The organism is Micromonospora sp. NPDC005174 (assembly GCF_040608495.1).
Classification (GTDB): Bacteria; Actinomycetota; Actinomycetes; order Mycobacteriales; family Micromonosporaceae; genus Micromonospora.
In genome coordinates, this window is sequence record NZ_JBEXIJ010000036.1 from 1 (window position 1) to 22,423 (window position 22,423).

The following is a 22,423-nucleotide window of genomic DNA, read 5'->3' on the forward strand; positions in this document are numbered from 1 at the left end:
GGCGCGGGGCGCGGGGCGCGGGGCGCGGGGCGCGGGGCGCGGGGCGCGGGGCGCGGGGCGCGGGGCGCGGGGCGCGGGGCGCGGCGATCTTGCACTTCCTGCGCCGACAAAGCACGCAAACCTGAACACTTCGTCGACCGTAAGTGCAAGATCGGCGCGAGCGAGTAGGTCCTACGGGGTTCTTGCCCGGCGGGGTTCAGCATGATCGTGCTCGATCCAGGATCTAGTGGCCTCACCTTGCGCCGATACAACTAGATCCAGGATCGAGCACGATCTTGACGTCGGCGACGTCCCTCTCGGCGTCGATCTTGCACTTTCGGTGGCGACATAAGGTGCGAAACCGGATCGATCGGCATCCGCAAGTGCAAGATCGGCGCAGCGGCGGCGCGCGCGGGCGCAGCGGCGGCGCGCGCGAGCGCGACGGGCACGGCGGCGGCGCGCGAGCGCGACGGGCACGGCGGCGCGCTGGCGTGTGCAAGGTAGTTGCGGCGGGCGCGCGGCAAGCGCTACGGGGCAGGGTCGGCGCGGCGGGGGGGCTTATATGTCGATGTTGAAGCGTTGCAGGACTGATGGGGCGATCAGGCCGGCGGTGGCGAGTACCACCACCACGGTCAGTACGGCGCGCAGCACGACTACCTCGGTCTTGCTGCCGGTGCGCAGAGCGATGCTGTTCGGGAGACCGATCATCGTCCACATGCGTCTGCGGATCGGAATCGGCCAGAGGATCGGCACCCCGGCCCTGGTGATCATGTCGCCGAGGATGTGCACGAAGCAGCCCACCCCGACGGCCGTGCCGATCAGCGGATATCCCCGCCCGCCCGGCAGGTTGGCGAAGGTGAACCAGGCGGCGCCGGCTGAAGCGAGCGTCACGATCACCCAGCCGGCCCGTTCGGCCCAGTCGTCGAAGAGCCCGCGTAGGGCGAGGCCGAACATGAAGAACAGGATCGTGATCACTGCCCACTTGCCGTACGCGGCGCAGAGCGCGGTGGTGCCCCAGCCGACCAGCAGCGTGAACGGGAGCGTGTGGGTGAGCGTCCGGTGCCCGTTGTTGCGACGAGGGTCCTTGCTGAGCTTCGTCGCGTAGTAGACGCCGAGGGAGATCTTTTCCATCACCTCGGCGACGAAGAGCGAGAACACCCCGAACGTACGGGCGACGGTTGCGCCTCCCTGGTTGCGGGTCACCTTGCCGGACAGGTCGAGGTCCGGAAAGAGCGCCCCACCGGCGCACACCGCTGTGCCCACCGCGAGCGCCAGGGGCGACTGGTGGTAGTCGGCGAACTGGTCCAGCGCCCAGGACCCGGCCAGCCATACCGCCGCGCCGGACAGCGCGTGCGACGGTCCCATCATCTCGGCTCACCCTCCCCAGGGATCTTGAGCGCCAAAACTACGCCACTGTAGTCAGCGCCGGTGTCGCAGGGGCGTCAGTTCGATCGTCTACAACGGACAGTGTCAGAGGGTGGGGGTGAAGCTCTGCCGGATCATCACGAAGTATGCCGCGTTGACCTGCCAGTCGAACTCCTTTGTCAACCAGGAGACGGTGTAGGCGCGCCCGGCCGAGGTGTTGGCGAGCAGTCGGATGCTGTGCACCTGGTCGCCGGCGGCATTCTCCCAACCGCACTCCCAGAGGGCCCCGCCGTCGAAGACGTCCAGCGCTGAAATGTCCACCTTGCGATAGCCGGGCAACGCTCCGGCGTTGACGAGCCGCTTCTCCTCGGTCTTGAGGTGCGCCAGCGGATCGGCCTGCGTCGGTCCTGCCTCGACGCTGAGTATGCGTGCCCCGCTGGGTTCCCGGAAGCAGGTCACCGCCCCTTCGGTCCAGCGTGCCCAGGCGACCGGCGCGGCGATGCGGAAGCCGGTCGGGTCGTCGTGCCAGGTCCAGCCCTCCCGCAGCCCGTACCGCGCGTCCTTTGGAGGTGACACCGAGGGCACCGGCGTGGCCGTCGGCGGCGGGGGTGCGGCGCAGGCGAACGCCGCCGGTCGGGTGGCGGTCGCGCCTCCGCCGGAACCGGACGGTGGCGTGCGTTCGTCCGGTCGGTGGAGCAGCGCCACCGTGACACCCCCGGCGACGAGCAGCGACACCGCGGTGGCCGCACCGCCCCACGCGATGAGCCGTCCCCGTCGGCCCACCGGGCCGGCGGCCGGCGGGCGGGCCGACGTCGCCTGGTCTCGGGGGAGACCCGGCTCGTCGACCCGGGCGGGCGCGGCGGCCCGGCCCGCACTACGGACCGCCGCCACCGCCGTCGAACGCTCGGGCGTCGACGAGGGCGGCCCATCCTGGCGGGCCGCCGCCGCGCGGAGCAGCGGCTCGGCCTCGACGGCGGTCAACCGCCGCCACGGATCGCGCTGCAACAGGCCGCTGATCGCCGGGCGCAGGGGGCCGGCCCGGCGCATCGGATCTGGCGGCTCGGTGGCCAGCGCGCTGAGCGTCGCCATCGCGCTGGATCTCGCGTACGGGGACTGTCCCTCGACGGTCGCGTAGAGCGTCGCGCCCAACGACCACAGATCGGTGCGCGGATCCGACACGCCGTCGCGCGCCCGCTCCGGTGCGACGAACTGCGGGGAGCCGAGCACCAGGCCCGGGCCGGTCATCGCCCCGTCGCCACCGTCGAAGGTCGCCAGTCCGAAGTCGGTGAGCACCACCCGACCGTCGTCGGCCACCAGTACGTTGTGCGGCTTCACGTCGCGGTGCAGGACACCGGCGGTGTGCGCGGCCCGCAACGCGGCGAGCACCGCCAGCCCGATCCGGGCCGTACGGGCGGGGCTGAGCGGGCCTTCGGCGTTGATGATCTGCTGGACCGACCGGGACGCCACGTACTCCATCACGATCCACGGGTTCTCCCCGTCGTGCACGACGTCGTACAGGCGGACGACGTTGGGATGGTTGAGGCGCGCGGCGGTGCGCGCCTCGCGGAGCGTCCGCAGTCGTAGCTCCGCGCGCTCGGCCTCGGCCAGCCAGGCCGGCGGCACGACCTCCTTCACCGCCACGTCCCGGTGCAGCATCTCGTCGCGGGCCAGCCACACCCGGCCCATCCCGCCGGTGCCGACCAGGTCGAGCAGCCGGTACCGACCCGCGATCAGCAACTGCTGCACGGTCGCTCCCCCTCGGTCACCCTGCGTTACACGATAGCCACCGCCGCCGGTTTTCTCATCCGCTGAGCGGCCTAGATCCACGCCGGACGGAGGGCCGAGCAGGGCCATACGGCGCAGGTCAGCGAGGTGGTCGGAAACTCTTTCGCACGGTGGTCCAGTCCGCGCTGGCGGCGGTCCAGTCCCGATCGTCGGTGATCCAACCCAGCGTCCAGCGCTCCGCGCCCACGATCTGTTGCCGTGCGTGCAGCCGGGGGCCGTTTGGGGCATCCCACCGGCACTCCCACTCGACGCCACCGTCGCCGGTGCCGAGCCGGATCTCGTCGTAGCCAGGCAGTGCCCCGGCGCGGGAGGCCTCGTCGCGGACCGCGCGCAGGCGGGTCAGCGGGTCCGCCGCGCCGCCCTCGGCGACGCTCAACGCCCGGCCGGTGGCCGGGTCCTGGAAACAGGCCACCGTGCCCTCGCGCGAGTAGTACCAGGTCGCCGGGACGGAGACCCGGAAGCCGGTCGTGTCGGCATGCCACACCCAACCCGGCGGCGGCCGGAACCGCTCGCCGGCGTCGGGTGCCCCGACCGTGACCGGTGCGCCGGTGATGTCCGGGTGGACGCAGGGAAACGGCGGCGGGGGAACGTCCCGGCCCCCGGGCGGCGGGCCGGGCCGGCCCGGCCCGCCGCGGTGCGGGCCACCCCGGTCGTCGCCGTCCGGCCCGCGACCGTCGTCCACCTGCCCGGCGGTCGGGGTGGCGGACGGTCCGGCGGTGCCGGTCGGGCCGTCGTCGGCGACGGCCAGCGCGGTGACCACGCCAGCGGCGACGGCCACGAGCAACGCCGTGACCACAAGCGCCGCCTGCCGCGCCGGACGTCGGCGGCCCGCCTGACCCCCGCCGGCCGCGTCCGTCGGGGCCTGCCCACCCGGGCCGGTGCCCGACTGGTCGTCGGACCGAGCGTTTCCGCGCGCGCCCACGCCAGCGTCGGTCGAGTCGGACTCCGGCTGCCAGCGGCCGGCGGCGTCCACCTCCCCGGAGGTGGACGTCCCCGAAGCAGCGGAAGCAGCGGACGCCCCGGAGGCAGCGGACGCAGCGGACGCCCCGGAGGCAGCGGACGCGGGGGCCGCCCCGGAGGCAGCGGAGACAGCGGGCGCCCCGGAGGCAGCGGACGCGGGGGCCGCCCCGGAGGCAGCGGACGCGGGGGCCGCCCCGGAGGCAGCGGACGCCCCCAGGGCAGGGGAGGCAGCGGAGGCGGGGAAGGCAGCGGAGGAGGAGGCGGGGGATGCAGGGGAGTACGGCGTACTGGTCGGGCCTGCGGGGCTGGTCGGACCTGCGAGGCCTGCGAGGCCTGCGAGGCCTGCAAGGCCGGCGAGGCCGGTCGTGGGCGAGGTGGAGTCGGCTACGCCGTGCGGCGGGTGGTCCGGCAGGTTGGTGCGGCTGGACGCGGCGGCGGTGAGCAGCCGGCGAGCCCCGTCGTGGTCGAGGCGGTCGTCGGGGTCGCGGCGCAGCAAGCCGTCGAGGACCGGCGCGAGCGGCCCGGCGTGAGGGGCCGGGTCGGGTGGCCCGGCCGCCAGTGCGCTGAGGGTGGCCATCGCGTTGCTGCGGGCGTACGGGGAGCGGCCCTCCACGGCGGCGTGCAGGGTGGCGCCCAGCGACCACAGGTCGGCCGCCACCGTGGACACTCCCTCGGCGGCCCGCTCGGGTGCGACGTACTGCGGGGAGCCGAGCACCATCCCGGGGCGGGTCATCGCGCCGTCCCCGCCGTCGAAGGTGGCCAGGCCGAAGTCGGTGAGCATCACCCGGCCGTCGTGGGCGACGAGCACGTTCTGCGGCTTGATGTCGCGGTGCAGCACCCCGGCCGTGTGGGCGGCTTCCAGCGCGTCGAGCACGGCCAGGCCGATCTGGGCTGCGCGGGTCGGCTCGAGCGGCCCCTCGGCGTCGATGACGTCCTGCAGGGTGCGCGACGGGACGTACTCCATCACGATCCAGGGACTGCCCTCGACCTGGACGACGTCGTAGAGCCGGACCACGGCGGCGTGGTTGAGCCGGGCCGCGGTGCGCGCCTCGCGCATGGTGCGCGAGCGCAGTTCGGCTCGCTCGTGGTCGGCCAACCAGGTCGGCGGTACGACTTCCTTGACCGCGACCTCGCGGTGCAGCATCTCGTCGCGGGCTCGCCAGACCCGACCCATGCCCCCGCGGCCCACCAGGTCGAGCAGCCGGTACCGACCGGCGATCAGCACCTGCGCACGCTCCTCCTCAGCCGCTGTCCGGTGTACACCCTAACCAGCGGATCGGAGGGTACCTATAGGTCGTCCGACCCAGGGCCTGTTTCATAAGAACTGGTCGGCCTGCGGCGGGCCCGGACGGCGCCCGGCGGCGTTGCGGTTGTGTCCGGATACAACACCGGTATCCGGACACAACCGCGCCTTGCCGGATCGCCGCCCGGACTCCGCCTCGGCTCGATCGCCCTTATGAAACAGGCCCTACCTCAGCAGGCGGCGTGGTCGGCGGCGGCGAGCAGATTGCCCTCTGGAATGGCGATCCGGTCACGTCCGCCGACCAGCCGGGCGGCGGCCCGGCGGGCCTGGAGTGGGCCGTGCTCGCGGCGGGCCGTGGCGTAGCTGGCGGCGGTGCGGGCCGCGATGGCTGCCCAGCCGTACCGTTCGCCGACCATGGTGCGGGCTCGCCGGGCCACCCGCCGGGCGAAGACCTCGTCGCCGAGCAGTCGGTCGACCGCGCCCGCGAGAGCGACCGGGTCGCTGTGCGGGAACGTCACGCCGGTGACGCCGGGCTCGACGATCTCGGCGAGGCCGCCGGTACGGGCCACCGCGAGGGGCGCTCCGGCCGCCGCGGCCTCCAGGGCCACCATGCCGAACGGCTCGTAGAGGCTGGGGACCACCGTCGCGTCGGTCGCGCCGAGCACCGCCGGCAGTTGGGTGGCGTCGAGGAAGCCGGTGAAGCGGACCGTCGAGCCGAGGGCCAGCTTGCGGGCCTGGGCCTCCAATTCGGGGCGGTACGGGCCGTCACCGGCGATCACCACGCGCAGTCCGGGGTGCCGTTCGCGCAGTCGGGGTACCGCGTGCACGAGGTGCTGCACGCCCTTCTCGTAGACGAGCCGTCCGGCGTACCCGACGAGGGGGCCGTCCGCGGCGAACCGGGCGCGGGCCGACGCGACGGCGCGCGGTCGGGCCCGCCAGGCCCGGTCGTCGACGCCGTTGGGGACGACGTCGACAAGCCCGGTCGGTACGTCGAACAGCGCGCTGACCTGGTCGCGCATGTAACCCGAACAGGTGATCACCCGCGTGGAGGTTCCGCTGAGCCAGTGCTCGACGCCGTGGATGGTGCGGTTCATCTCCTCGGGCAGCCAGCCCTGGTGCCGGCCCGCCTCGGTGGCGTGGATGGTGGTGACCAGCGGCAGGTCGAGGTGTTCGGAGAGGGTGACCGCAGTGTGGGCGACGAGCCAGTCGTGGGCGTGGATGACGTCGTACGCGCCGGCCTGGGTGGCGCGCAGGGCGGTGCGGGTGAGGGTGTGGTTGAACGCCATGGTCCAGGCCAGGAGTGAGCCGGTGGCCAGGGGAAAGGCGACGGGGTCTTCGGGGGCGCGCAGGATGCGGACGCCGTCGGCGTACTCCTCCAGGGGCGCGCCCTCGGCGTGGCGCGTGACGACGGTGACCTCGTGCCCGGCGGCGGCCAGGGCGACGGACAGGGCGTGGACGTGGCGGCCGAGGCCACCGACGAGCACCGGCGGGTACTCCCACGACAGCATCAGCACCCGTAGCTGGCGGGCGGGGTGGATGTCGATCACGTGGGCATCGGGTGACATGCGGTCCCCTTTGAGTTGTCCCCGGGCGCGCGCCGACCGACACCGGAGTCGGTGTCGCCGTCGCGTCTGGATCGGGGCCAATCCTGCCGGGGCCGAGATAACCAGCGGAGACACCGCCGTTGCGGTCGTGTAAAGCGCTACTGGCCTTTTCGGCGTACCCGCAGCAACTCGGCCACCGACCACGCCTGGAACGGGCAGCCGGTCGCGGAGTGCGGCGCGACGCCGTCGGCCGTCTCACTGACCGAGCCTAGCCCATATTCGGTCAGATGGGACTCAATACCGATCAATACGTCATCGACTGACATCTTGCCCCGGCGGGCAGCGTCCACGTACGGCCCGAGCAGCCACGGCCACACCGTGCCCTGGTGGTAGCCACCGTCCCGCTCGGCCGGACCGCCCCGGTGACGTGCCACGAACTCGGGCGAATCCTCCGCGAGGCTGCGCGGCCCGAGCGGGGTGAGCAGCCCGGCCGCGATCCGGCGCAGCGCCGTCTCGTCCGGCTCCAGCGGCGCGAACGGCAACGACCAGGCGAGCAGCTGGTTGGGGCGCAGCGCGTCGTCGTCGTGCAGGGCGGCCCCACCCAGGGGGTACGCGGGCGCGGGCGCGTCCAGCACGTCGTGCAGCCACCCGGTCGGTGCCGGGAACCGTGCCCGGAACGAGGAGCTGGCCGTGCCGTGCAGTCGCCACAGCTCGCCCGCGTCCTGCCCGGCCAGCTCGGTCAACTCGGCGAGACCGGCCAGCCCGTTGATCCACAGCGCGTTGACCTCGACGGGCTTGCCCGTGCGGGGGGTGACCGGCACGCCGTAGACGCGGGCGTCCATCCAGGTCAGGGCGGTACCCGGGGCGCCCTGGGTGAGCAGCCCGTCGGTCGTGTCGACGGCGATCCCGTAGCGGGTTCCGGCGACGTGCGCCTCGACGACCCCACGCAGCGCGGGCAGCAGCTCGTCGCCGAGATCGGTGTCGCCGGTGACCGTCACGTGCCGGCTCACCGCGTGCAGGAACCACAGCGTGCCGTCGACGGTGTTGTACTCCACCCGACCGGTGTCGGCGGTGTTGGCGAGCATCCCCTCGGACAGCGTCGCCGCGTACGCCCGCAGCAGCTCCCGCCCCTCGGTCGCCCGACCCGTGCAGAGGAACAATCCCTCGTACGAGATCATCGTGTCCCGCGCCCAGGCCCCGAACCACGGGTATCCGGCCACCACGTCGACCGCCGCCTGCTGGGTGCGGACCACGAACGCGTCGGCGGCCAGCGCCAGCGTCGCGTCCAGGTCGTCGGCCGGCTTCGCCGCCGTCACCACCTGCCGGTTGCGTCGCCGAGCCGCCGCCACGATCTCGTCGGCCGGCGGCGGCTCCTCGTCCAGCGGAGCGGCCCAGGCCCGCACCGACACCGTGTCGCCGGGGCGCTCCAGCTTGCCGGCGAAGCGGCCGGCGTACCAGAGGTCCTCGTCCGGGTGCAGCCCCCGGTTGGCCTCCTCGCGGTGGTGCACGCCCAGCCACCACTGCCCCTCCGGCGTCCAGCCGGGGCCGGCGAGCCGGTAAGCGCCCTCGACCACCGCGCCGTCGCCGACGGCCTCGACCTGCGGCGTCGGGCCGTCGGCCCGCCGCTCGCCGTGCGCGTCGCGCCAGGTGCACGCGGCGGACAGCTCCAGCCGGACCGGACCGCCGGCGACCAGCCGGTGCACGACCGCCACGCAGGAGCGGCCGGGGAGCATGGCCAGTTCACGTTCGATCACGACCGCGCCGATCCGCCACCGCCAGCGGGGCAGCCCGTCGACCAGTTCGAAGCGCTCCAGCAGCTCGAAGCCGCGCGGGTCCACGTCGCCGGAGGACCACTCGTGCGCGCCGAGCCGTACCCGCGCCCCGGATGGCAGGGTGACGGCCGGGTCGAGGCTGACCAGTCCCACCTGGCGGGACGCCGGAGTGTCACCCGGCACCACCAGCAGGCCGTGGTAGCGGCGGGTCCGCAGCCCGCCGACGGTGCCCATGGCGTACCCGCCGAGGCCGTCGGGCACCAGCCACTCCCGGCTGGACGCGCTGGTCAGGTCGCCGCAGACCTGCGGACCGAAACTAATGTCGATCAACTTTCCTCCACCGCCGTCGAGGTGTAACACGCCACGGCGAGAATGGCCGCTGTGGTGAAGTACCTCGGCGGCGTCAAAGATGTGCACGTGATCACTGACGGATCGTCCTCCGACGCCTCGCCACCCGACGCTGAGCGGCTTCGGCTCGCCCAGGCCGACTCGGGGGAGCAGGACTGGCGTGCATGGGGTCCCTATCTGTCCGAACGGGCGTGGGGGACGGTACGGGAGGACTACAGCGAGCACGGTACGGCGTGGGACTACTTCCCACACGACCATGCGCGGTCCAGAGCCTACCGGTGGAACGAAGACGGGATGGCCGGCGTCTGCGATGACCGACAGACGTTCGCGTTCGCCCTGGCGCTGTGGAACGGCAAGGACCCGATCCTCAAGGAGCGGATGTTCGGCCTGGGCGGCGACGGCGGCAACCACGGGGAGGACGCCAAGGAGTACTGGTGGTACCTCGACAGCACCCCGACGCACTCCTGGATGCGCTGGCGCTACCACTACCCGCAGGCCGCCTTCCCGTACGACCAACTCGTCGCGGTGAACGCGCTGCGGGGCCGGGACGACACCGAGTACGAGCTGGTGGACACCGGCATCTTCGACGACGACAGGTACTGGGCGGTGACCGTCGACTACGCCAAGGCGTCCCCGACCGACCTGTGCATGGTGATCACCGTGGCCAACCGGGGCGACCAGGCGGCGACCCTGCACGTGCTGCCCACCCTGTCGTTCCGCAACACCTGGGCCTGGGGGCTGCCCGGCGGTGACCGGATTCCCCGGCTGACCGGTGAGGGCACCCGGCTGGTCGGTGAGCACCGGGTGCTCGGCCAGCTACTGCTGGAGGGCGACGGCGGACCGGTGCCGCTGCTCTGCGACAACGACACCAACGCCGAACGGCTCTGGGGGCTGCCGGGCCGCTCGCCGTACCCGAAGGACGGCATCAACGACCACGTCGTCAACGGCGCGCCGACGGTCAACCCCGCCCGCGAGGGCACCAAGGGGGCGCTGCACTACGTGCTCGACGTGCCGGCCGGCGGACAGCGCCAGATCCGCCTGCGGCTGACCCGTACCGCGTCGCCTCCGGCCGCCGGCCCGCCGCCTCCGGCCGACCTGCGCGACGGCTTCGAGTCCGTGGTGTGGGCCCGGCGGGCCGAGGCGAACCGCTTCTTCGCCGGCGTGATCCCGGAGGCCGCCACGGCCGACGAGGCGCTGGTGGCCCGGCAGGCCATCGCCGGGCTGATGTGGGGCAAGCAGTTCTACCATTTCGACGTCAAACGCTGGCTGGACGGCGATCCCGGCTCGACGCCACCGGCCGGCCGTCGGCACGGGCGCAACAGCGCCTGGTGGCACATGACCAGCTTCGACGTCATCTCCATGCCCGATCCCTGGGAGTACCCCTGGTACGCGGCCTGGGACCTGGCCTTCCACTGCGTGAGCATCGCCCGGGTCGACCCGGGCTTCGCCAAGGAGCAGATCCTGCTCCTGCTGCGCGAGTGGTACCTGCACCCCAACGGGCAGATCCCGGCGTACGAGTGGGCGTTCGGCGACGTGAACCCGCCGGTGCACGCCTGGGCGGCGCTCAAGGTGTTCGAGATCGACGGCGGCAAGGACTTCGAGTTCCTCGGCCGGGTGATGCACAAGCTGCTGCTCAACTTCACCTGGTGGGTCAACCGCAAGGACACCGGCGGCAACAACGTCTTCGAGGGCGGCTTCCTCGGGCTGGACAACGTCGGGCCGTTCGACCGCTCGGCGGCGCTGCCGGTGGCCGGCGTGCTGGAGCAGTCCGACGGCACCGGCTGGATGGCGATGTACGCGCTCAACCTGCTCGACATGGCCATCGTGCTGGCCGAGCACGACCGCACCTGGGTGGACACGGCCACCAAGTTCTTCGAGCACTTCCTCTACATCGCCGCCGCCGCGTACGAGCAGGGGTTGTGGGACGACGAGGACGCGTTCTTCTACGACGTGCTGCGGCTCGCCGACGGCACGAAGGTGCCGCTCAAGGTCCGCTCGGTGGTCGGGCTGCTGCCGCTGGCCGCCACCACCCGCCTCACCGCCAAGACCCTGCACCACCTGCCGGAACTGGGGGCGCGGCTGCGCTGGTTCCTCACCAACCGCCCCGAGTACGCCGAGGTCATCGGCACCCGACGGATGGGCCCGGACGGCCGCCAGCAGCGGCTGCTGTCCATGGTCGGCCAGGATCAGGTGGTACGGCTGCTCGCCCGGATGCTGGACCCCGACGAGTTCCTCTCCGACTTCGGCCTCCGTACGCTGTCCCGCGCACACCTGGACAAGCCGTTCTCGGTCAACCTCGGCGGGCAGGAGTTCTCCGTCGGCTACGAGCCGGCCGAGTCGACGAGCGGCCTATTCGGGGGCAACTCGAACTGGCGTGGGCCGATCTGGATGCCGACGAACTTCCTGCTGATCAGCGCGCTGCGCGACTATGCGGCCTTCTTCGGGGACTACCTCCAGGTGGAGTATCCGACGCGCTCGGGGGTGAAGCTCTCGCTGGACGAGATCGCCGACGACCTGTCGAGCCGGCTGATCTCGCTCTTCACCCAGGACGACTGGGGCCGCCGACCGATCTACGGCGCGGCGCGGCTGTTCCAGACCCACCCCGACTGGCGGGACCTGATCGCCTTCCCGGAGTACTTCCACGGCGACAACGGCGCCGGCCTGGGCGCCTGGCACCAGACCGGCTGGACGGCCCTGGTCGCCGACCTGATCCTCACCCTGCGCCGCTGACCGCCCCCGACCCGCGCCGCGCCGGCCCGCGCCGCGCCGGCCCGCGCCGCGCCGGCCCGCGCCGCGCCGCGCCGCGCCGGCCCGCGCCGCGCCGCAAGATCCGCGCAACTTCAGGGATGTTGCTGCATCACGGCGGCCGGAGGCAGCAACATCCCCGAAAGTGTGCGGATCTTGCGGGCGGGTTCCGTCATGATCGCGCTCGATCCTTGTTGTAGTGGTGTCCTCGGCGCGGGAGGCCACTACATCCTGGATCGAGCACGGGCGTGCGAGCACGCGAGCACGGGCGTGCGGGATGACGCGGAGGCCATGCCGGGGTCCGCCGGGACGATCACGCATGCCGGACGGGCTTGACCAACGAGCCCGAAGCGGGCGTGGTGTCAGGACCCGCGCCGGTGTTCAATGGCGCGTTATGGAGTGGACAGTGCCCATCGCCGTCGTCTTGTCGCTCGTGCTCGTGTTCCTGGTCGCGGGAGGTGGCCGTCGTTCCGACGCGGATCAGCTGGCTCGCCGGCTCGCCGTGGTCGAGCGCAAGCTGGATCTGATCATGGCGCACCTCGACATCCGCGAGCCGGAGCTCGAGGCTCCCGGGGCGGTCCTGCAAGAGCTGCTCGCCGGCCGCAAGATCCAGGCCATCAAGGCGTACCGGGAGGCGACCGGTGTCGGTTTGCGGGAGGCCAAGGACGCCGTCGAGCTGCTCGCCCGGCAGCGCGGCCTGGGCTGATTGTCGGCCCCGGTAGGCCGTCGCCGCTGCCCCCGACCCTTGCCGCGCTGCGCCGTGAGCGCCGCTGCGCCGCTGCATCGACGCAACTTCAGGGTTGTTGCTGCATCACGGCGGCTGGAGGCAGCAACTTCACCGAAAGTGTGCGGATGTCGCGGGGCGGCTCACTCGTAGCCGACGTAGATGACCAACTGGCCGTTCCTGGGTTCCGCCACCACGTAGACGGACCCGGGGTCGAACAGCTTCGGCGGCAGGTCCTGCTGCTCGGCGAGACCCATCCGCTCGGCGAGTTCCTCCGGGGACTGCCCGGCCGGGGGCGCCACCGTGACCTGCCACGAGCACCCGCCGGAGGCGCACGTCTCGCTCTGGTCGACGACTGTCGCCCCGGCGGGCACGTCCGGGATACGCCACTTCGGCGGCAACGAACCCTCGTCGCCGAACGCCCACAGAGACAGGAACCACAGGCCCCACCCGCAGGCCAGCAGGCCCACGACGCCGAGCCCGGCCACGAAGAGGCGTCGCGTGCGTCGACGTGGCGGGGTCGGCGGGGTCGGCGAGGTCATCGCGCCAGGCTAGCGAGGCGATGTGGATTTCCAGTGCATGTCAGCCGCTGAAGGACTCGGGGCCGAGCCGACCCCAGGCCACGAAGGCGGCCAGGGCGAGGTACACCGCGTTCACCGCGACGAACCTCGCCTCCCTGTAGCGCAGATGGGTGATCATCGCGCCGATCATCAGCAGGACCCAGCAGATGGCGGTGACCGGCACCAGGACCGGCGCGATGTCCAGCACCGCGGGCAGGATCAGGCCGGCGGCGGCCAGGAGTTCGAGCACCCCCAGGGTCCTGACGAAGCCGTCGCTGGCGTCCCCGGTCCACCCGCCGCCGCGGTGCGAGGCCAGCTTCTTGCGGGGTACGAACGTCTTGGTGATGCCGCCGGCCAGAGCGACCGCCGCCAGCAGTCCGGCCGCGATCCACAGCGCGATGTTCATGGAAGTTCCCTCCGGGTTGGGGTCGACCAGGAGACACCGCCGGCCCGGTGGCTGTGACGCTCCGGCGGGTGATGTGCTGCACAGGCCCGTGGTGTCACAGGTGGGGATCGACCGGTGTCGGGTGGTGGTGAACCGACGTCGAGGCCAGGAGTCGCGCATGGATCCCTTCGTGGACGCGTTCGTCACGCACCGGAACCTGCTCTTCACCGTCGCGTACGAGATGCTCGGCTCGGCGGCCGATGCCGAGGACGTACTCCAGGAGACCTGGCTGCGGTGGGCGGACGCCGACCACGCGGCGGTACGCGACCAGCGCGCCTACCTGGTCCGGATCACCACCCGCCAGGCGCTGAACCGGCTGCGGACGATCGGCCGGCGCAGGGAGTCCTACGTCGGCTCGTGGCTGCCCGAGCCGCTGCTGACCACGCCCGACGTCGCCGAGGACGTCGAGCTGGCGGAGAACGTCTCGACGGCGATGCTGCTGGTGCTGGAGACGCTCGGCCCGACCGAACGGGCGGTGTTCGTCCTGCGGGAGGTGTTCGAGGTGAGCTACGACGAGATCGCCGCGACCGTGCAGAAGAGCCCGTCCGCGGTTCGCCAGATCGCCCACCGGGCACGGGCACACGTTGCCGCACGCCGGCCGCGCGGCCCGGTCTCGGCGGCCGAGGCGCGCCGCGCGTTGGAGGCGTTCCAGCGTGCGGTCGACCTGGGCGACGTGCAGGGCCTGCTCGACATCCTGGCACCCGACGTCGTCCTGCTGGGCGACGGCGGTGGCATCAAGCAGGCGGTGCTGCGGCCCGTCGTCGGCGCCGACAAGGTGGCCCGTCTGCTGGCCTCGCGAAAGGTGGAGGTCGCCGCGCTGTCGCTGCACCCCGCCGAGGTCAACGGCTGGCCGGCGTTGATCGTCCGGTTCGACGGCGAACTCGACACCGTGCTGACGGTGCGCGTCGACGACGGTCTCGTCACCGGCCTGTACGCCGTCCGCAACCCCGAGAAGCTGGCACACATGCGGCAGGCCACCGCGTTGCGCCGTTGAACGACCGCGCAGACGTCCCGAGTGCTCGGGCGTCGGTTCGCCTCGGGACGGTAATCCGTTGGCACTATCGCTGTCGTGGTCGGACACTGCGGCAATGGGACCTACGCAGACTGCGCTGATCGTGCCGATACCTGACGCGGAGCCTGCGGTGGGGCGGTTCCGCGCGTCGCTGGACCGCGCCGCTTCCTGGGGCGTGCCCGCGCACGTGACCGTGCTCTACCCGTTCCTCCCACCGGAACGGATCGATGCGGCGGTGCTGGCGACCGTACGGGACATCGTCGCGGCGGTTCCACGGTCCGACATCTCGCTGACCCAGGTGGGCTGGTTCGGCGATGCCGTCGTCTGGCTCGCGCCGCAGCCGGACGATCTGTTCCGAGAACTCACCGCAGCGGTATGGCACCGTTTCCCCGAGGCGCCTCCATACGATGGCACGCACTCGGACGTCGTGCCGCACCTGACGATCGGTCACGACGCTGCGCGGTCGGTGCTGGAGGACGCCGCCGAGGCGGTCGCGGAACATCTGCCGCTCAGGGCGACCGTCGAGGTGGTCAGGCTCATCGCGGGAACACCGGACGTTGCCCCGTGGCGCACGGTGTGTGAGTTCCCGATGGGGACTTCTCCGGTGACGCGGAGCAGGTGAAGAGTCACCAATCCGTCACGACGCCGGTGCGGACAGTGCGGGTCGTTACGCTCGGCCGGTGTCCGTACCTGCCGAGGAGGCCACCGACCAGGAGCGACGCTTCGTCATCGTCACCGCCGCCCGTGAGCTGGCCGAAGCCGAGGGCTGGCTGGGACTGAGCGTCCGTCGGGTCGCCGAGAGGGCCACCATGGACATCGGTGATCTCTACCGGCATTTCGCCGACCAGGATGCGCTACTGGCCGCCGTCGCGGTGCACGGCTTCGCCGAGCTGGCCGCCGCGCTGACCGCGGCGCACGCCGACAACCCGTGCCCCGAACGGGCGTGGGCGGTGATGGCGGGGGCGTACCTCGACTTCGCGTACGCCAATCCGGCTGTCTACGACGCGATGCTCGCGCTGACCCCGGACCTCGCCCTCGGCGTGGCCGGGGTGCCGGCGGCGCCGAGGGCCGTCTTCGCCGCGCTGCGGGCGGCCCTGCTCCCGCTCGCGCACGGCCGCGACCCGGACTCGCTCGCGGAGGTGGGCTGGAGTCTGCTGCACGGCGTCGTCATGCTCACCCGGGGTGGTCGCCTGCGCCCGGAGGCGCAGGAGGAGCGGGAGACGATGATCACGGAGAGGCTGCTGTCGTGGCCCTGCCCGGCGAGCGGAAACCCGGTGGGTGCGGGGCAGGCGATGCCCTAGAGTCGCGTCCGCACGAGCATGATCGCGAGGAGGCCGGCATGACCGTCGACCAGGAGGCCCGCCGACGGGCGCAGGTGCTGATCTTCGACGCGGACGACACGTTGTGGGAGAACAACGTCGTCTTCGAGCGGGTGATCGACGACTTCCTGACCTGGATCGACCACCCCACGATGAACCAGGTGGAGATCCGGACCATCCTGGACGACATCGAGCGGGCCAACGCGGTCGCGCACGGGTACGGCAGCAAGGTGTTCCTGCGCAGTCTCGGCGAGTGCCTGGAACGGTTGCGTGAACGGCCGGCCACCGACGCGGAGCGCCAGGAGATCGACCGGCTGGCCCTGGCGTTGGTGGAGCACCGGGTGGAGTTGATGCCCGGCGTCGCCGAGGCCCTCGACGAGTTGGCGCAGCGGCACGAGCTGCTGCTGCTGACCAAGGGTGACCGGGAGGAGCAGCAGCGCAAGCTGGACGCCTGCGGCCTGCTGCACCACTTCGGGGCCGCGCACATCGTCGCCGAGAAGGACGTCGACACGTACCGGTGGCTGGTCCGCGAACACGGGTTCGAGCCGGCCCGGGCGTGGATGATCGGCAACTCCCCGAAGTCGGACATCCTGCCGGCGCGGGCGGCCGGTCTGAACGCGGTGTTCATCCCGAACGACAACACCTGGGTGTTGGAGCACGACGAGTTGGACCCGACCGACAACGGCGTACTGCGGCTGGCCGCCTTCCCGGATCTGCTCCGGCACTTCTGACCGTCGAACCCGAACAGCGTCGGCGATCATGGTCGCGTTACGCGTACCTGCCGCTTTTTGCCCTTGAGATCAGTCACGCTCTGACCGGCCCGGCGACGCTTGTCCGGCCCGGCGCGATCCGCCTAGCCTGGGCCGGCGTTCGCGGCCTTTCGGGGTGTGCCGGGGACGCACCGGCGTCCGGCAGGCGGGCACCGTGGAGCTGAGTGCAGGGCGGCCCGGGCCTCCCCACCGAGCCGCGTGGCGTCGTGCCACGCCTACGCGCGTGGTGAAATGCCTGAGCTGTCCGCTCCCCCGTCGGACGGCCGGGGGTCAGGGCCGGGTAGTTGCGGACCCGGTCCTGACCCGGCCACCGGAGATCGCTGTGCCTAGGCGCGGTGCCGGCCGTCGCCGGCGTGGTGGGTGTCCGGCTCTCCCTCGCCGCCGCGGACGATCGAGATCGCCACGCGGCAGAACTCGTCCATGTCCGGGTTGAAGCCGGCCGCGATGTCGGGGTGCAACCCAGATCGGGTCTCGTCCAACAGCCGCTGGCACACCTGCTCGACCGGTTCACCAGCGTAGCTGGCTCGAATTCGGTCGGTGGCTGCCTGGAGAGCCGAGGTCAGCTGGTCCTCCAACGGGCCGCGCAGCTTCTGTTGCACAGGATCGAGCCCGCGTGGGTCGAGCGTGACATGTGGCTCCGACATCGGTGCTCCCTTCGTCGGCGTCCGCGATACCCCACCGCGGCCGTCGGTCAAACGCCGGTCGGTACGGCGGCGACCCGCACCTGGTAGGAGAAGTCCTCCGCCGGCTCCTCGTGGTACGACAACCGGCGGATCTGCCGGTCGTCGTCGTAGAGGGCGACGTCCACCAGGACGCCGAGATGCGCCAGGCCGATGGTGGCGACGCGCTTCTTGTCCTGGAGTACCGCGCAGACGCCACCGAGCAGCGTGCTGGCGTCGGACGTACGGTGCCCGGGCGGGCACCGCAGAATCACGTCCACCTCGATCGGCCCGGGCAGTGGCGTCCAGCCGGTGCGCTGGGCCGCGCCGAGGGCGGCCTGGAGCAGGGTGCGGACCCTCGTCGCCTGCCGGTGCCCGGCGGCGAAGATGGACAACGCTTCGGTCTTGACCGGTGGCAGGCCGCTCACCTCGAACGTCAGGGCGAGAGCGCGGGTGTCCTGCACGGCGGCACCTCCCTCATTGGGACGATCCTGCCGAACCGGTGCGGTGGCGCAGGGACGTTCCCGCGATAACCAACCGATCGGGCAGGCTGGGTCGGCCGGAGGCGTGTCGACGTCGGCGGCGAACGCGCTGGCTGCGGCGCTGGGAAAGACGCTAGTGCAGACCGCCCGCGCTCGGTAGTCGGTCGTTCACCCGGTGGTCGGCGGCGAAAAGGCGCAGAACTCGTTGCCCTCCGGGTCGGCCAGCACCCACCAGTACGCCCTGTCGACCGGCTCGCGTAGCAGCGTCGCGCCAGCGTTCAGCAGGGCGGTCGGCTCCGGGGCCACCATCTCGACGTCCCAGTGCATCCGGTTCTTGACGGCCTTGGGCTCGTCGACCCCGTCGAACACCCAGGCCTCCCAGGGAAAGCCGGCGGCGTCGTGCAGCGACGCGGTGTTCGGGCCGGAGGCGGTCGTACCGCCGAGCAGGCCGGCCCACCAGGCCGCCTGAGCGGCCGGGTCGACAGCGGCCACCACCAGCTCGACCGGGCCGGGGTGAGCCTCGTCGCCGGCCGGGAGCACGCAGAACTGGTTGCCCTCCGGGTCGGCCAGCACCCACCTGTCGACGTCGCCGTCGGGCTCGCGCACCGCCCGCGCGCCGGCCGCGAGGAGCGCCGCCGGGTCCGCGTCCGCCAGGCGCACATCCAGGTGTACGCGAGTGCTGCCGACCCGGGGCTCGGGCACCCGGTTCACCCAGATCGACTCGGCGTCCGAGCGCGCCGAGCGGGGGTCGAGCCGGGTGTCGCCGTCACCGGCGTCGGCGACGTCGGCGTCGAGCACCCGCGCCCAGAAGCCGCCCAGGGCGAGCGGGTCGACGGCGTCCAGACAGAGGTCCTTGAAGCGTGCGATCACCGTCCCAGCATGCCCGACCCGGGGCTGACCGTGGGGCAAGCGCCACGCCCGCCGGAGCCAGTGCGGCACAAAGCCCCGCTCGCCGCACGGAGCCCCGGTGGATCAAGATCGACCGGCGCCCGACCGCGATCTTGCACTTTCTGTGCCGACATAGGCCGCATTCCAGGCTTTTCGACGACCGGAACTGCAAGATCGGCGCGGGCGGCCGGGGCGGGGACGGGGACGTCGGGGTGACGTGCAGGGTGCCGCCGTCGCGGTGCTTGGTGTCGCGGACCAGCACGACGTGCGGCAGGTTGTCGGCGACCTCGACGCAGGAGCCGCCGTTGCCGCCCGACCGTGTCGACTTGCGCCACTGCGGGTCGTCGACGTGTCGACGAACTGCGCGGTGAGCTGGTTGTCGGCGTGCGCCACCCGCTCGCCGTCCGGCATCTCGGCGAGCTTCCTCTCGTGGGCGCGAGCCCGGGGCTGACGCTGTCGGTCGGGACGGGCAAGATCCGCGCAGTTTCGGTGATGGTGCTGCCTCCGGCCGCGCGAAGGCAGCAGTTTCCGGGATGTTGCGCGGATCGTGGGGGTGCTCGTCCTGCCCGTTGCGGGCAGGTTTCGTGGCTCGGCGAGCGGGGCAGTGTAGCCGCACGGAGTATCCGAGCGGAGCGTTTCCGCAGCTCCTCGGCTCGGAGGAAGCTCGCCGTGCGCCGGGGCACGGATGCCCTCCCCGGTCTGTTGCGCCAAGGAAGGGGGAGGGCGATGACGGACCCCGAAACGGCTCGACACCGACGCCGGCCGGTTGGACGGCTCGGCGCGGCGGCTGCCGCGTTGGCGTTGGTCGCGCCGCTGGCCGCGTGCGGCGGCGGCGAGAGTGGCGGCCCACCGACGCTCAACCTGTACTACCCGCCGGAGCAGAACCTGCAGAAGGTCGTCGACGACTGCAACACGCAGGCGAAGGGGCGGTACGAGATCGCCTACCGGGTGCTACCCCGGCAGGCCGACGACCAGCGGGTGCAGATGGTCCGCCGGCTCGCCGCCGAGGACACCGGAATGGACATCCTCGGGCTGGACGTCACCTGGACCCAGGAGTTCGCCAGCGCCGACTGGATTCGTGAGTGGACCGGTCAGGACAAGAGCGAGGTCGAGCAGGGCACCCTCGCCGGGCCGCTGGAGACCGCCCGCTACGAGGACAAGCTCTACGCCGCGCCGAAGAACACCAACGTGCAGCTCCTCTGGTACCGCAAGGACCTGGTGCCGCAGCCGCCGACCACCTGGGACCAGATGATCACGGCGGCCCGGCAACTCAAGGACCAGGGCAAGCCGTACCAGGTGCTGACCATGGGCGCGCAGTACGAGGGCCTGGTCGTCCTCTACAACACGCTGGCCGAGAGCGCGGGCGGAAAGGTCCTCTCCGACGACGGCAAGAAGGCCGTGATGGACGACGGCACGGTCCGGGCGCTGGAGCAGTTGCAGCGGTTCGCCACGTCGGGCGTGACCTCACCGTCGTTCAGCAACGCCACCGAGGACCCGGTCCGGTTGGAGTTCCAGTCCGGCGCCGGCGCGTTCCAGGTGAACTGGCCGTTCGTCTATCCGGCCCTGCAGGAGGCCAACCCGGAGCTGGCCAAGCAGGTCGGCTGGGCCCGCGTGCCGGGCGTCGACGAGGGCACCCCCAGCAAGGTCACCATCGGTGGGGTGAACCTGGCCGTCAGCTCGTACTCGAAGCACCCGGAGCTGTCGTTCGAGGCCGCGCGGTGCCTGCGCAGCGCGGAGCACCAGAAGTTCTCCGCGATCAACGACGGCGTGCCACCGACCATCGAGGCCGTCTTCGACGAGCCCGAGATGACCGAGGCGTACCCCATGAAGGACACCATCCTGGAAGAGCTGAAGGACCCGGCGACGCGGCCTCTGACGCCGGCCTACCAGAGCATCTCCACAGTCATGTCGGCGCTCCTGTCGCCGCCGTCCGGTATTCGTCCGCAGCAGACCGCCGACGAGCTGCGCGACGCCATCGCCGACGCCCTGGAGTCGAAGGGGGTGCTGCCATGACCCGGCCCGCCACCACGCAGACACCGGAGAGGACCGACGGCCAGCGTGCCGCGGTGCCCACCCAGCGAGGCAGCCGCCGCAAGGCGCCGCTGAGCGAGAACAAGAAGGCCGAACGTCGACTCGGCTGGCTGCTCTGCGCGCCCGCCGCCCTGGTGATGGTCGCGGTCACCGCGTACCCGATCGTCTACTCGGTCTGGCTGTCGTTGCAGCGCTACGACCTGCGCTTTCCCGACCAGCGCGAGTTCATCGGGCTGGAGAACTACGTCACCGTGCTCACCAACGAGTTCTGGTGGACGGCGTTCGGGGTGACCACGCTGATCACGGTGGTCACCGTGGCCGTCGAGCTGGTGCTCGGCATGGGACTGGCGCTGATCATGCACCGTACGCTCGTCGGGCGGGGCATCGTCCGTACCTCCGCGCTCATCCCGTACGGCATCGTCACGGTGGTCGCGGCCTTCTCCTGGCGGTACGCCTGGACGCCCGGCACCGGCTACCTGGCCGACCTGTTCAGTGACGGCGCGCCCCTCACCGAGCGGGCCAGCTCGCTGGCGATCATCATGTTGGCCGAGATCTGGAAGACCACGCCGTTCATGGCGCTGCTGCTGATGGCCGGGCTGGCCCTGGTGCCGGACGACCTGCTCAAGGCCGCCTCCACCGACGGCGCGACGGCCTGGCAGAAGTTCACCAAGGTGATGCTGCCGGTGATGAAGCCGGCGATCCTGGTCGCGCTGCTGTTCCGCACCCTGGACGCGTTCCGGGTGTTCGACAACATCTTCGTCCTGACCGCCGGCGGCAACGAAACGTCGTCGGTGTCGATGCTCGCCTACAACAACCTGCTGCGGGGTCTCAACCTCGGCATCGGCTCGACGATGTCGGTGCTGGTCTTCATCACGGTGGCGATCATCGCCTTCGTCTTCGTGAAGCTGTTCGGCACCGCTGCCCCCGGCAGCGACGATTCCGAGAGGCGCTGACATGGCTGCGGAAACCACCACCCGGGCGAAGCTGCGCTGGGGCCTGCTGGACATCCTCGTGGTCGTCTTCGCGCTGGTCCCGGTGCTGTGGATCGCCTCGCTGTCGTTCAAGACGCCGGCCACCCTCACCGACGGGAGGTTCTTCCCCCGGGAGTGGACGCTGGACAACTACCGCACGATCTTCGACACCGACCAGTTCGTGCGGGCACTCGTCAACTCCATCGGCATCGCGCTCATCGCCACCCTGATCGCGGTGGTGCTCGGGGCGATGGCCGCGTACGCGATCAGTCGCCTGGACTTCCCGGGCAAGCGGCTGCTGGTCGGCATCTCGCTGCTGATCGCGATGTTCCCGCAGGTGTCGCTGGTGTCGCCGCTGTTCGAGATCGAACGGCAGGCCAGGATCTTCGACACCTGGCTCGGGCTGATCCTGCCGTACATCACCTTCGCGTTGCCGTTGGCGATCTACACGCTGTCGGCGTTCTTCAAGCAGATCCCGTGGGACCTGGAGAAGGCGGCGAAAATGGACGGCGCGACGCAGGCGCAGGCGTTCCGGCGGGTGATCGCCCCGCTGGCCGCTCCCGGCCTGTTCACGACGGCGATCCTGGTCTTCATCTTCTGCTGGAACGACTTCCTGTTCGCCATCTCGCTGACCTCCACCGAGCGGTCCCGCACGGTGCCGGCGGCGTTGTCGTTCTTCACCGGCGCGTCACAGTTCGAGGACCCTACCGGGGCGATCTGCGCCGCCGCCGTGGTGATCACCGTGCCCATCATCCTGTTCGTCCTCTTCTTCCAGCGCCGCATCGTGTCCGGCCTGACCTCCGGCGCAGTCAAGGGATAGG

Annotated in this window: 19 protein-coding genes and 1 pseudogene; 9 read left to right on the forward strand and 11 right to left on the reverse strand. The window is 71.6% G+C overall.

Annotation, left to right across the window (positions count from 1 at the left end; genetic code table 11):
- Positions 1–537: 537 nt before the first annotated feature.
- From ABZU91_RS28260 to ABZU91_RS28280, 5 genes are all read right to left on the reverse strand, one after another.
- Positions 538–1,347 carry a metal-dependent hydrolase gene (locus ABZU91_RS28260; protein WP_355246775.1) on the reverse strand — a complete coding sequence of 270 codons (810 nt, stop codon included), beginning with the start codon at positions 1,345–1,347 and terminating at the stop codon, positions 538–540.
- Between the two features lie 102 nt (positions 1,348–1,449).
- Complete coding sequence (locus ABZU91_RS28265; protein WP_355246778.1) at positions 1,450–3,090, reverse strand: protein kinase; 1,641 nt, start codon at positions 3,088–3,090, stop codon at positions 1,450–1,452.
- Positions 3,091–3,208: 118 nt separating this feature from the next.
- Positions 3,209–5,314, reverse strand: coding sequence for a serine/threonine-protein kinase (locus ABZU91_RS28270; protein ID WP_355246780.1), 2,106 nt, complete (start codon positions 5,312–5,314; stop codon positions 3,209–3,211).
- 248 nt (positions 5,315–5,562) lie between these two features.
- The gene (locus ABZU91_RS28275; protein ID WP_355246783.1) at positions 5,563–6,897 is read right to left on the reverse strand and encodes a glycosyltransferase family 4 protein; all 1,335 of its coding nucleotides are present in this window, start codon (positions 6,895–6,897) and stop codon (positions 5,563–5,565) included.
- Positions 6,898–7,034: 137 nt separating this feature from the next.
- A complete protein-coding gene (locus ABZU91_RS28280; protein ID WP_355246786.1) occupies positions 7,035–8,978 on the reverse strand; it encodes an amylo-alpha-1,6-glucosidase in 1,944 nt (647 codons plus the stop codon).
- Between the two features lie 42 nt (positions 8,979–9,020).
- Here ABZU91_RS28280 and ABZU91_RS28285 point away from each other — a divergent pair, with 42 nt between their 5' ends.
- Together ABZU91_RS28285 and ABZU91_RS28290 are read left to right on the forward strand one after the other, a co-directional pair.
- The gene (locus ABZU91_RS28285) at positions 9,021–11,726 is read left to right on the forward strand and encodes a glucosidase (RefSeq protein WP_355246789.1); all 2,706 of its coding nucleotides are present in this window, start codon (positions 9,021–9,023) and stop codon (positions 11,724–11,726) included.
- A 421-nt stretch (positions 11,727–12,147) separates the two neighbouring features.
- Positions 12,148–12,447, forward strand: a complete 300-nt coding sequence (locus ABZU91_RS28290; protein WP_355246792.1) for a ribosomal protein L7/L12 — start codon at positions 12,148–12,150, stop codon at positions 12,445–12,447.
- Between the two features lie 161 nt (positions 12,448–12,608).
- On the opposite strand, the gene ABZU91_RS28295 is transcribed toward ABZU91_RS28290, so the two are convergent.
- Together ABZU91_RS28295 and ABZU91_RS28300 are read right to left on the reverse strand one after the other, a co-directional pair.
- A complete protein-coding gene (locus ABZU91_RS28295; RefSeq protein ID WP_355246794.1) occupies positions 12,609–13,007 on the reverse strand; it encodes a hypothetical protein in 399 nt (132 codons plus the stop codon).
- 40 nt (positions 13,008–13,047) lie between these two features.
- Positions 13,048–13,431, reverse strand: a complete 384-nt coding sequence (locus tag ABZU91_RS28300; RefSeq protein WP_355246797.1) for a DoxX family protein — start codon at positions 13,429–13,431, stop codon at positions 13,048–13,050.
- Between the two features lie 157 nt (positions 13,432–13,588).
- On the opposite strand from ABZU91_RS28300, the gene ABZU91_RS28305 reads away from it, so the two are divergent.
- The 4 genes from ABZU91_RS28305 to ABZU91_RS28320 are packed head-to-tail and all read left to right on the forward strand — an operon-like array spanning position 13,589 to position 16,532.
- The gene (locus ABZU91_RS28305) at positions 13,589–14,464 is read left to right on the forward strand and encodes an RNA polymerase sigma-70 factor (protein ID WP_355246800.1); all 876 of its coding nucleotides are present in this window, start codon (positions 13,589–13,591) and stop codon (positions 14,462–14,464) included.
- Positions 14,465–14,522: 58 nt separating this feature from the next.
- Entirely contained in the window at positions 14,523–15,104 is a 582-nt protein-coding gene (locus tag ABZU91_RS28310; protein WP_355246803.1) for a 2'-5' RNA ligase family protein, read from the forward strand.
- A gap of 58 nt (positions 15,105–15,162) precedes the next feature.
- Positions 15,163–15,783, forward strand: coding sequence for a TetR/AcrR family transcriptional regulator (locus tag ABZU91_RS28315; protein ID WP_355246806.1), 621 nt, complete (start codon positions 15,163–15,165; stop codon positions 15,781–15,783).
- A 38-nt stretch (positions 15,784–15,821) separates the two neighbouring features.
- On the forward strand, positions 15,822–16,532 hold the full coding sequence (locus tag ABZU91_RS28320) for an HAD family hydrolase (RefSeq protein WP_355246809.1): 711 nt from the start codon (positions 15,822–15,824) through the stop codon (positions 16,530–16,532).
- Between the two features lie 365 nt (positions 16,533–16,897).
- Here ABZU91_RS28320 and ABZU91_RS28325 read toward each other — a convergent pair whose 3' ends face one another.
- From ABZU91_RS28325 to ABZU91_RS28340, 4 genes and pseudogenes are all read right to left on the reverse strand, one after another.
- Positions 16,898–17,215 carry a hypothetical protein gene (locus ABZU91_RS28325; protein ID WP_355246812.1) on the reverse strand — a complete coding sequence of 106 codons (318 nt, stop codon included), beginning with the start codon at positions 17,213–17,215 and terminating at the stop codon, positions 16,898–16,900.
- Positions 17,216–17,262: 47 nt separating this feature from the next.
- Positions 17,263–17,694 carry a hypothetical protein gene (locus tag ABZU91_RS28330; protein ID WP_355246815.1) on the reverse strand — a complete coding sequence of 144 codons (432 nt, stop codon included), beginning with the start codon at positions 17,692–17,694 and terminating at the stop codon, positions 17,263–17,265.
- 186 nt (positions 17,695–17,880) lie between these two features.
- Entirely contained in the window at positions 17,881–18,582 is a 702-nt protein-coding gene (locus ABZU91_RS28335; protein WP_355246818.1) for a VOC family protein, read from the reverse strand.
- Between the two features lie 238 nt (positions 18,583–18,820).
- A pseudogene (locus tag ABZU91_RS28340) lies at positions 18,821–18,949 on the reverse strand (DUF397 domain-containing protein); the annotation flags it as partial.
- Between the two features lie 377 nt (positions 18,950–19,326).
- On the opposite strand from ABZU91_RS28340, the gene ABZU91_RS28345 reads away from it, so the two are divergent.
- Genes ABZU91_RS28345 through ABZU91_RS28355 form a run of 3 tightly spaced genes read left to right on the forward strand, consistent with a single transcriptional unit; the run spans position 19,327 to position 22,422 of the window.
- Positions 19,327–20,613 carry an ABC transporter substrate-binding protein gene (locus ABZU91_RS28345; RefSeq protein ID WP_355246821.1) on the forward strand — a complete coding sequence of 429 codons (1,287 nt, stop codon included), beginning with the start codon at positions 19,327–19,329 and terminating at the stop codon, positions 20,611–20,613.
- Positions 20,610–21,584, forward strand: coding sequence for a sugar ABC transporter permease (locus ABZU91_RS28350; RefSeq protein ID WP_355246824.1), 975 nt, complete (start codon positions 20,610–20,612; stop codon positions 21,582–21,584). Before ABZU91_RS28345 ends, ABZU91_RS28350 begins: the two co-directional genes overlap by 4 nt.
- 1 nt (position 21,585) lies before the next feature.
- Positions 21,586–22,422 (forward strand): carbohydrate ABC transporter permease, encoded by an 837-nt coding sequence (locus ABZU91_RS28355; RefSeq protein WP_355246827.1) that lies wholly within the window; start codon positions 21,586–21,588, stop codon positions 22,420–22,422.
- The last annotated feature ends 1 nt before the right edge of the window (position 22,423 follow it).

What these genes read in the sequence shown, in the direction of transcription:
- ABZU91_RS28260 (WP_355246775.1), bottom strand. Translation starts at nt 1,347, where the DNA reads ATGATGGGACCGTCGCACGCGCTGTCCGGCGCGGCGGTATGGCTGGCC.
- ABZU91_RS28275 (WP_355246783.1), bottom strand. Translation starts at nt 6,897, where the DNA reads ATGTCACCCGATGCCCACGTGATCGACATCCACCCCGCCCGCCAGCTA.
- ABZU91_RS28285 (WP_355246789.1), top strand. Translation starts at nt 9,021, where the DNA reads ATGGCCGCTGTGGTGAAGTACCTCGGCGGCGTCAAAGATGTGCACGTG.
- ABZU91_RS28295 (WP_355246794.1), bottom strand. Translation starts at nt 13,007, where the DNA reads ATGACCTCGCCGACCCCGCCGACCCCGCCACGTCGACGCACGCGACGC.
- ABZU91_RS28300 (WP_355246797.1), bottom strand. Translation starts at nt 13,431, where the DNA reads ATGAACATCGCGCTGTGGATCGCGGCCGGACTGCTGGCGGCGGTCGCT.
- ABZU91_RS28305 (WP_355246800.1), top strand. Translation starts at nt 13,589, where the DNA reads ATGGATCCCTTCGTGGACGCGTTCGTCACGCACCGGAACCTGCTCTTC.
- ABZU91_RS28320 (WP_355246809.1), top strand. Translation starts at nt 15,822, where the DNA reads ATGACCGTCGACCAGGAGGCCCGCCGACGGGCGCAGGTGCTGATCTTC.
- ABZU91_RS28325 (WP_355246812.1), bottom strand. Translation starts at nt 17,215, where the DNA reads ATGTCGGAGCCACATGTCACGCTCGACCCACGCGGGCTCGATCCTGTG.
- ABZU91_RS28345 (WP_355246821.1), top strand. Translation starts at nt 19,327, where the DNA reads ATGACGGACCCCGAAACGGCTCGACACCGACGCCGGCCGGTTGGACGG.
- ABZU91_RS28350 (WP_355246824.1), top strand. Translation starts at nt 20,610, where the DNA reads ATGACCCGGCCCGCCACCACGCAGACACCGGAGAGGACCGACGGCCAG.
- ABZU91_RS28355 (WP_355246827.1), top strand. Translation starts at nt 21,586, where the DNA reads ATGGCTGCGGAAACCACCACCCGGGCGAAGCTGCGCTGGGGCCTGCTG.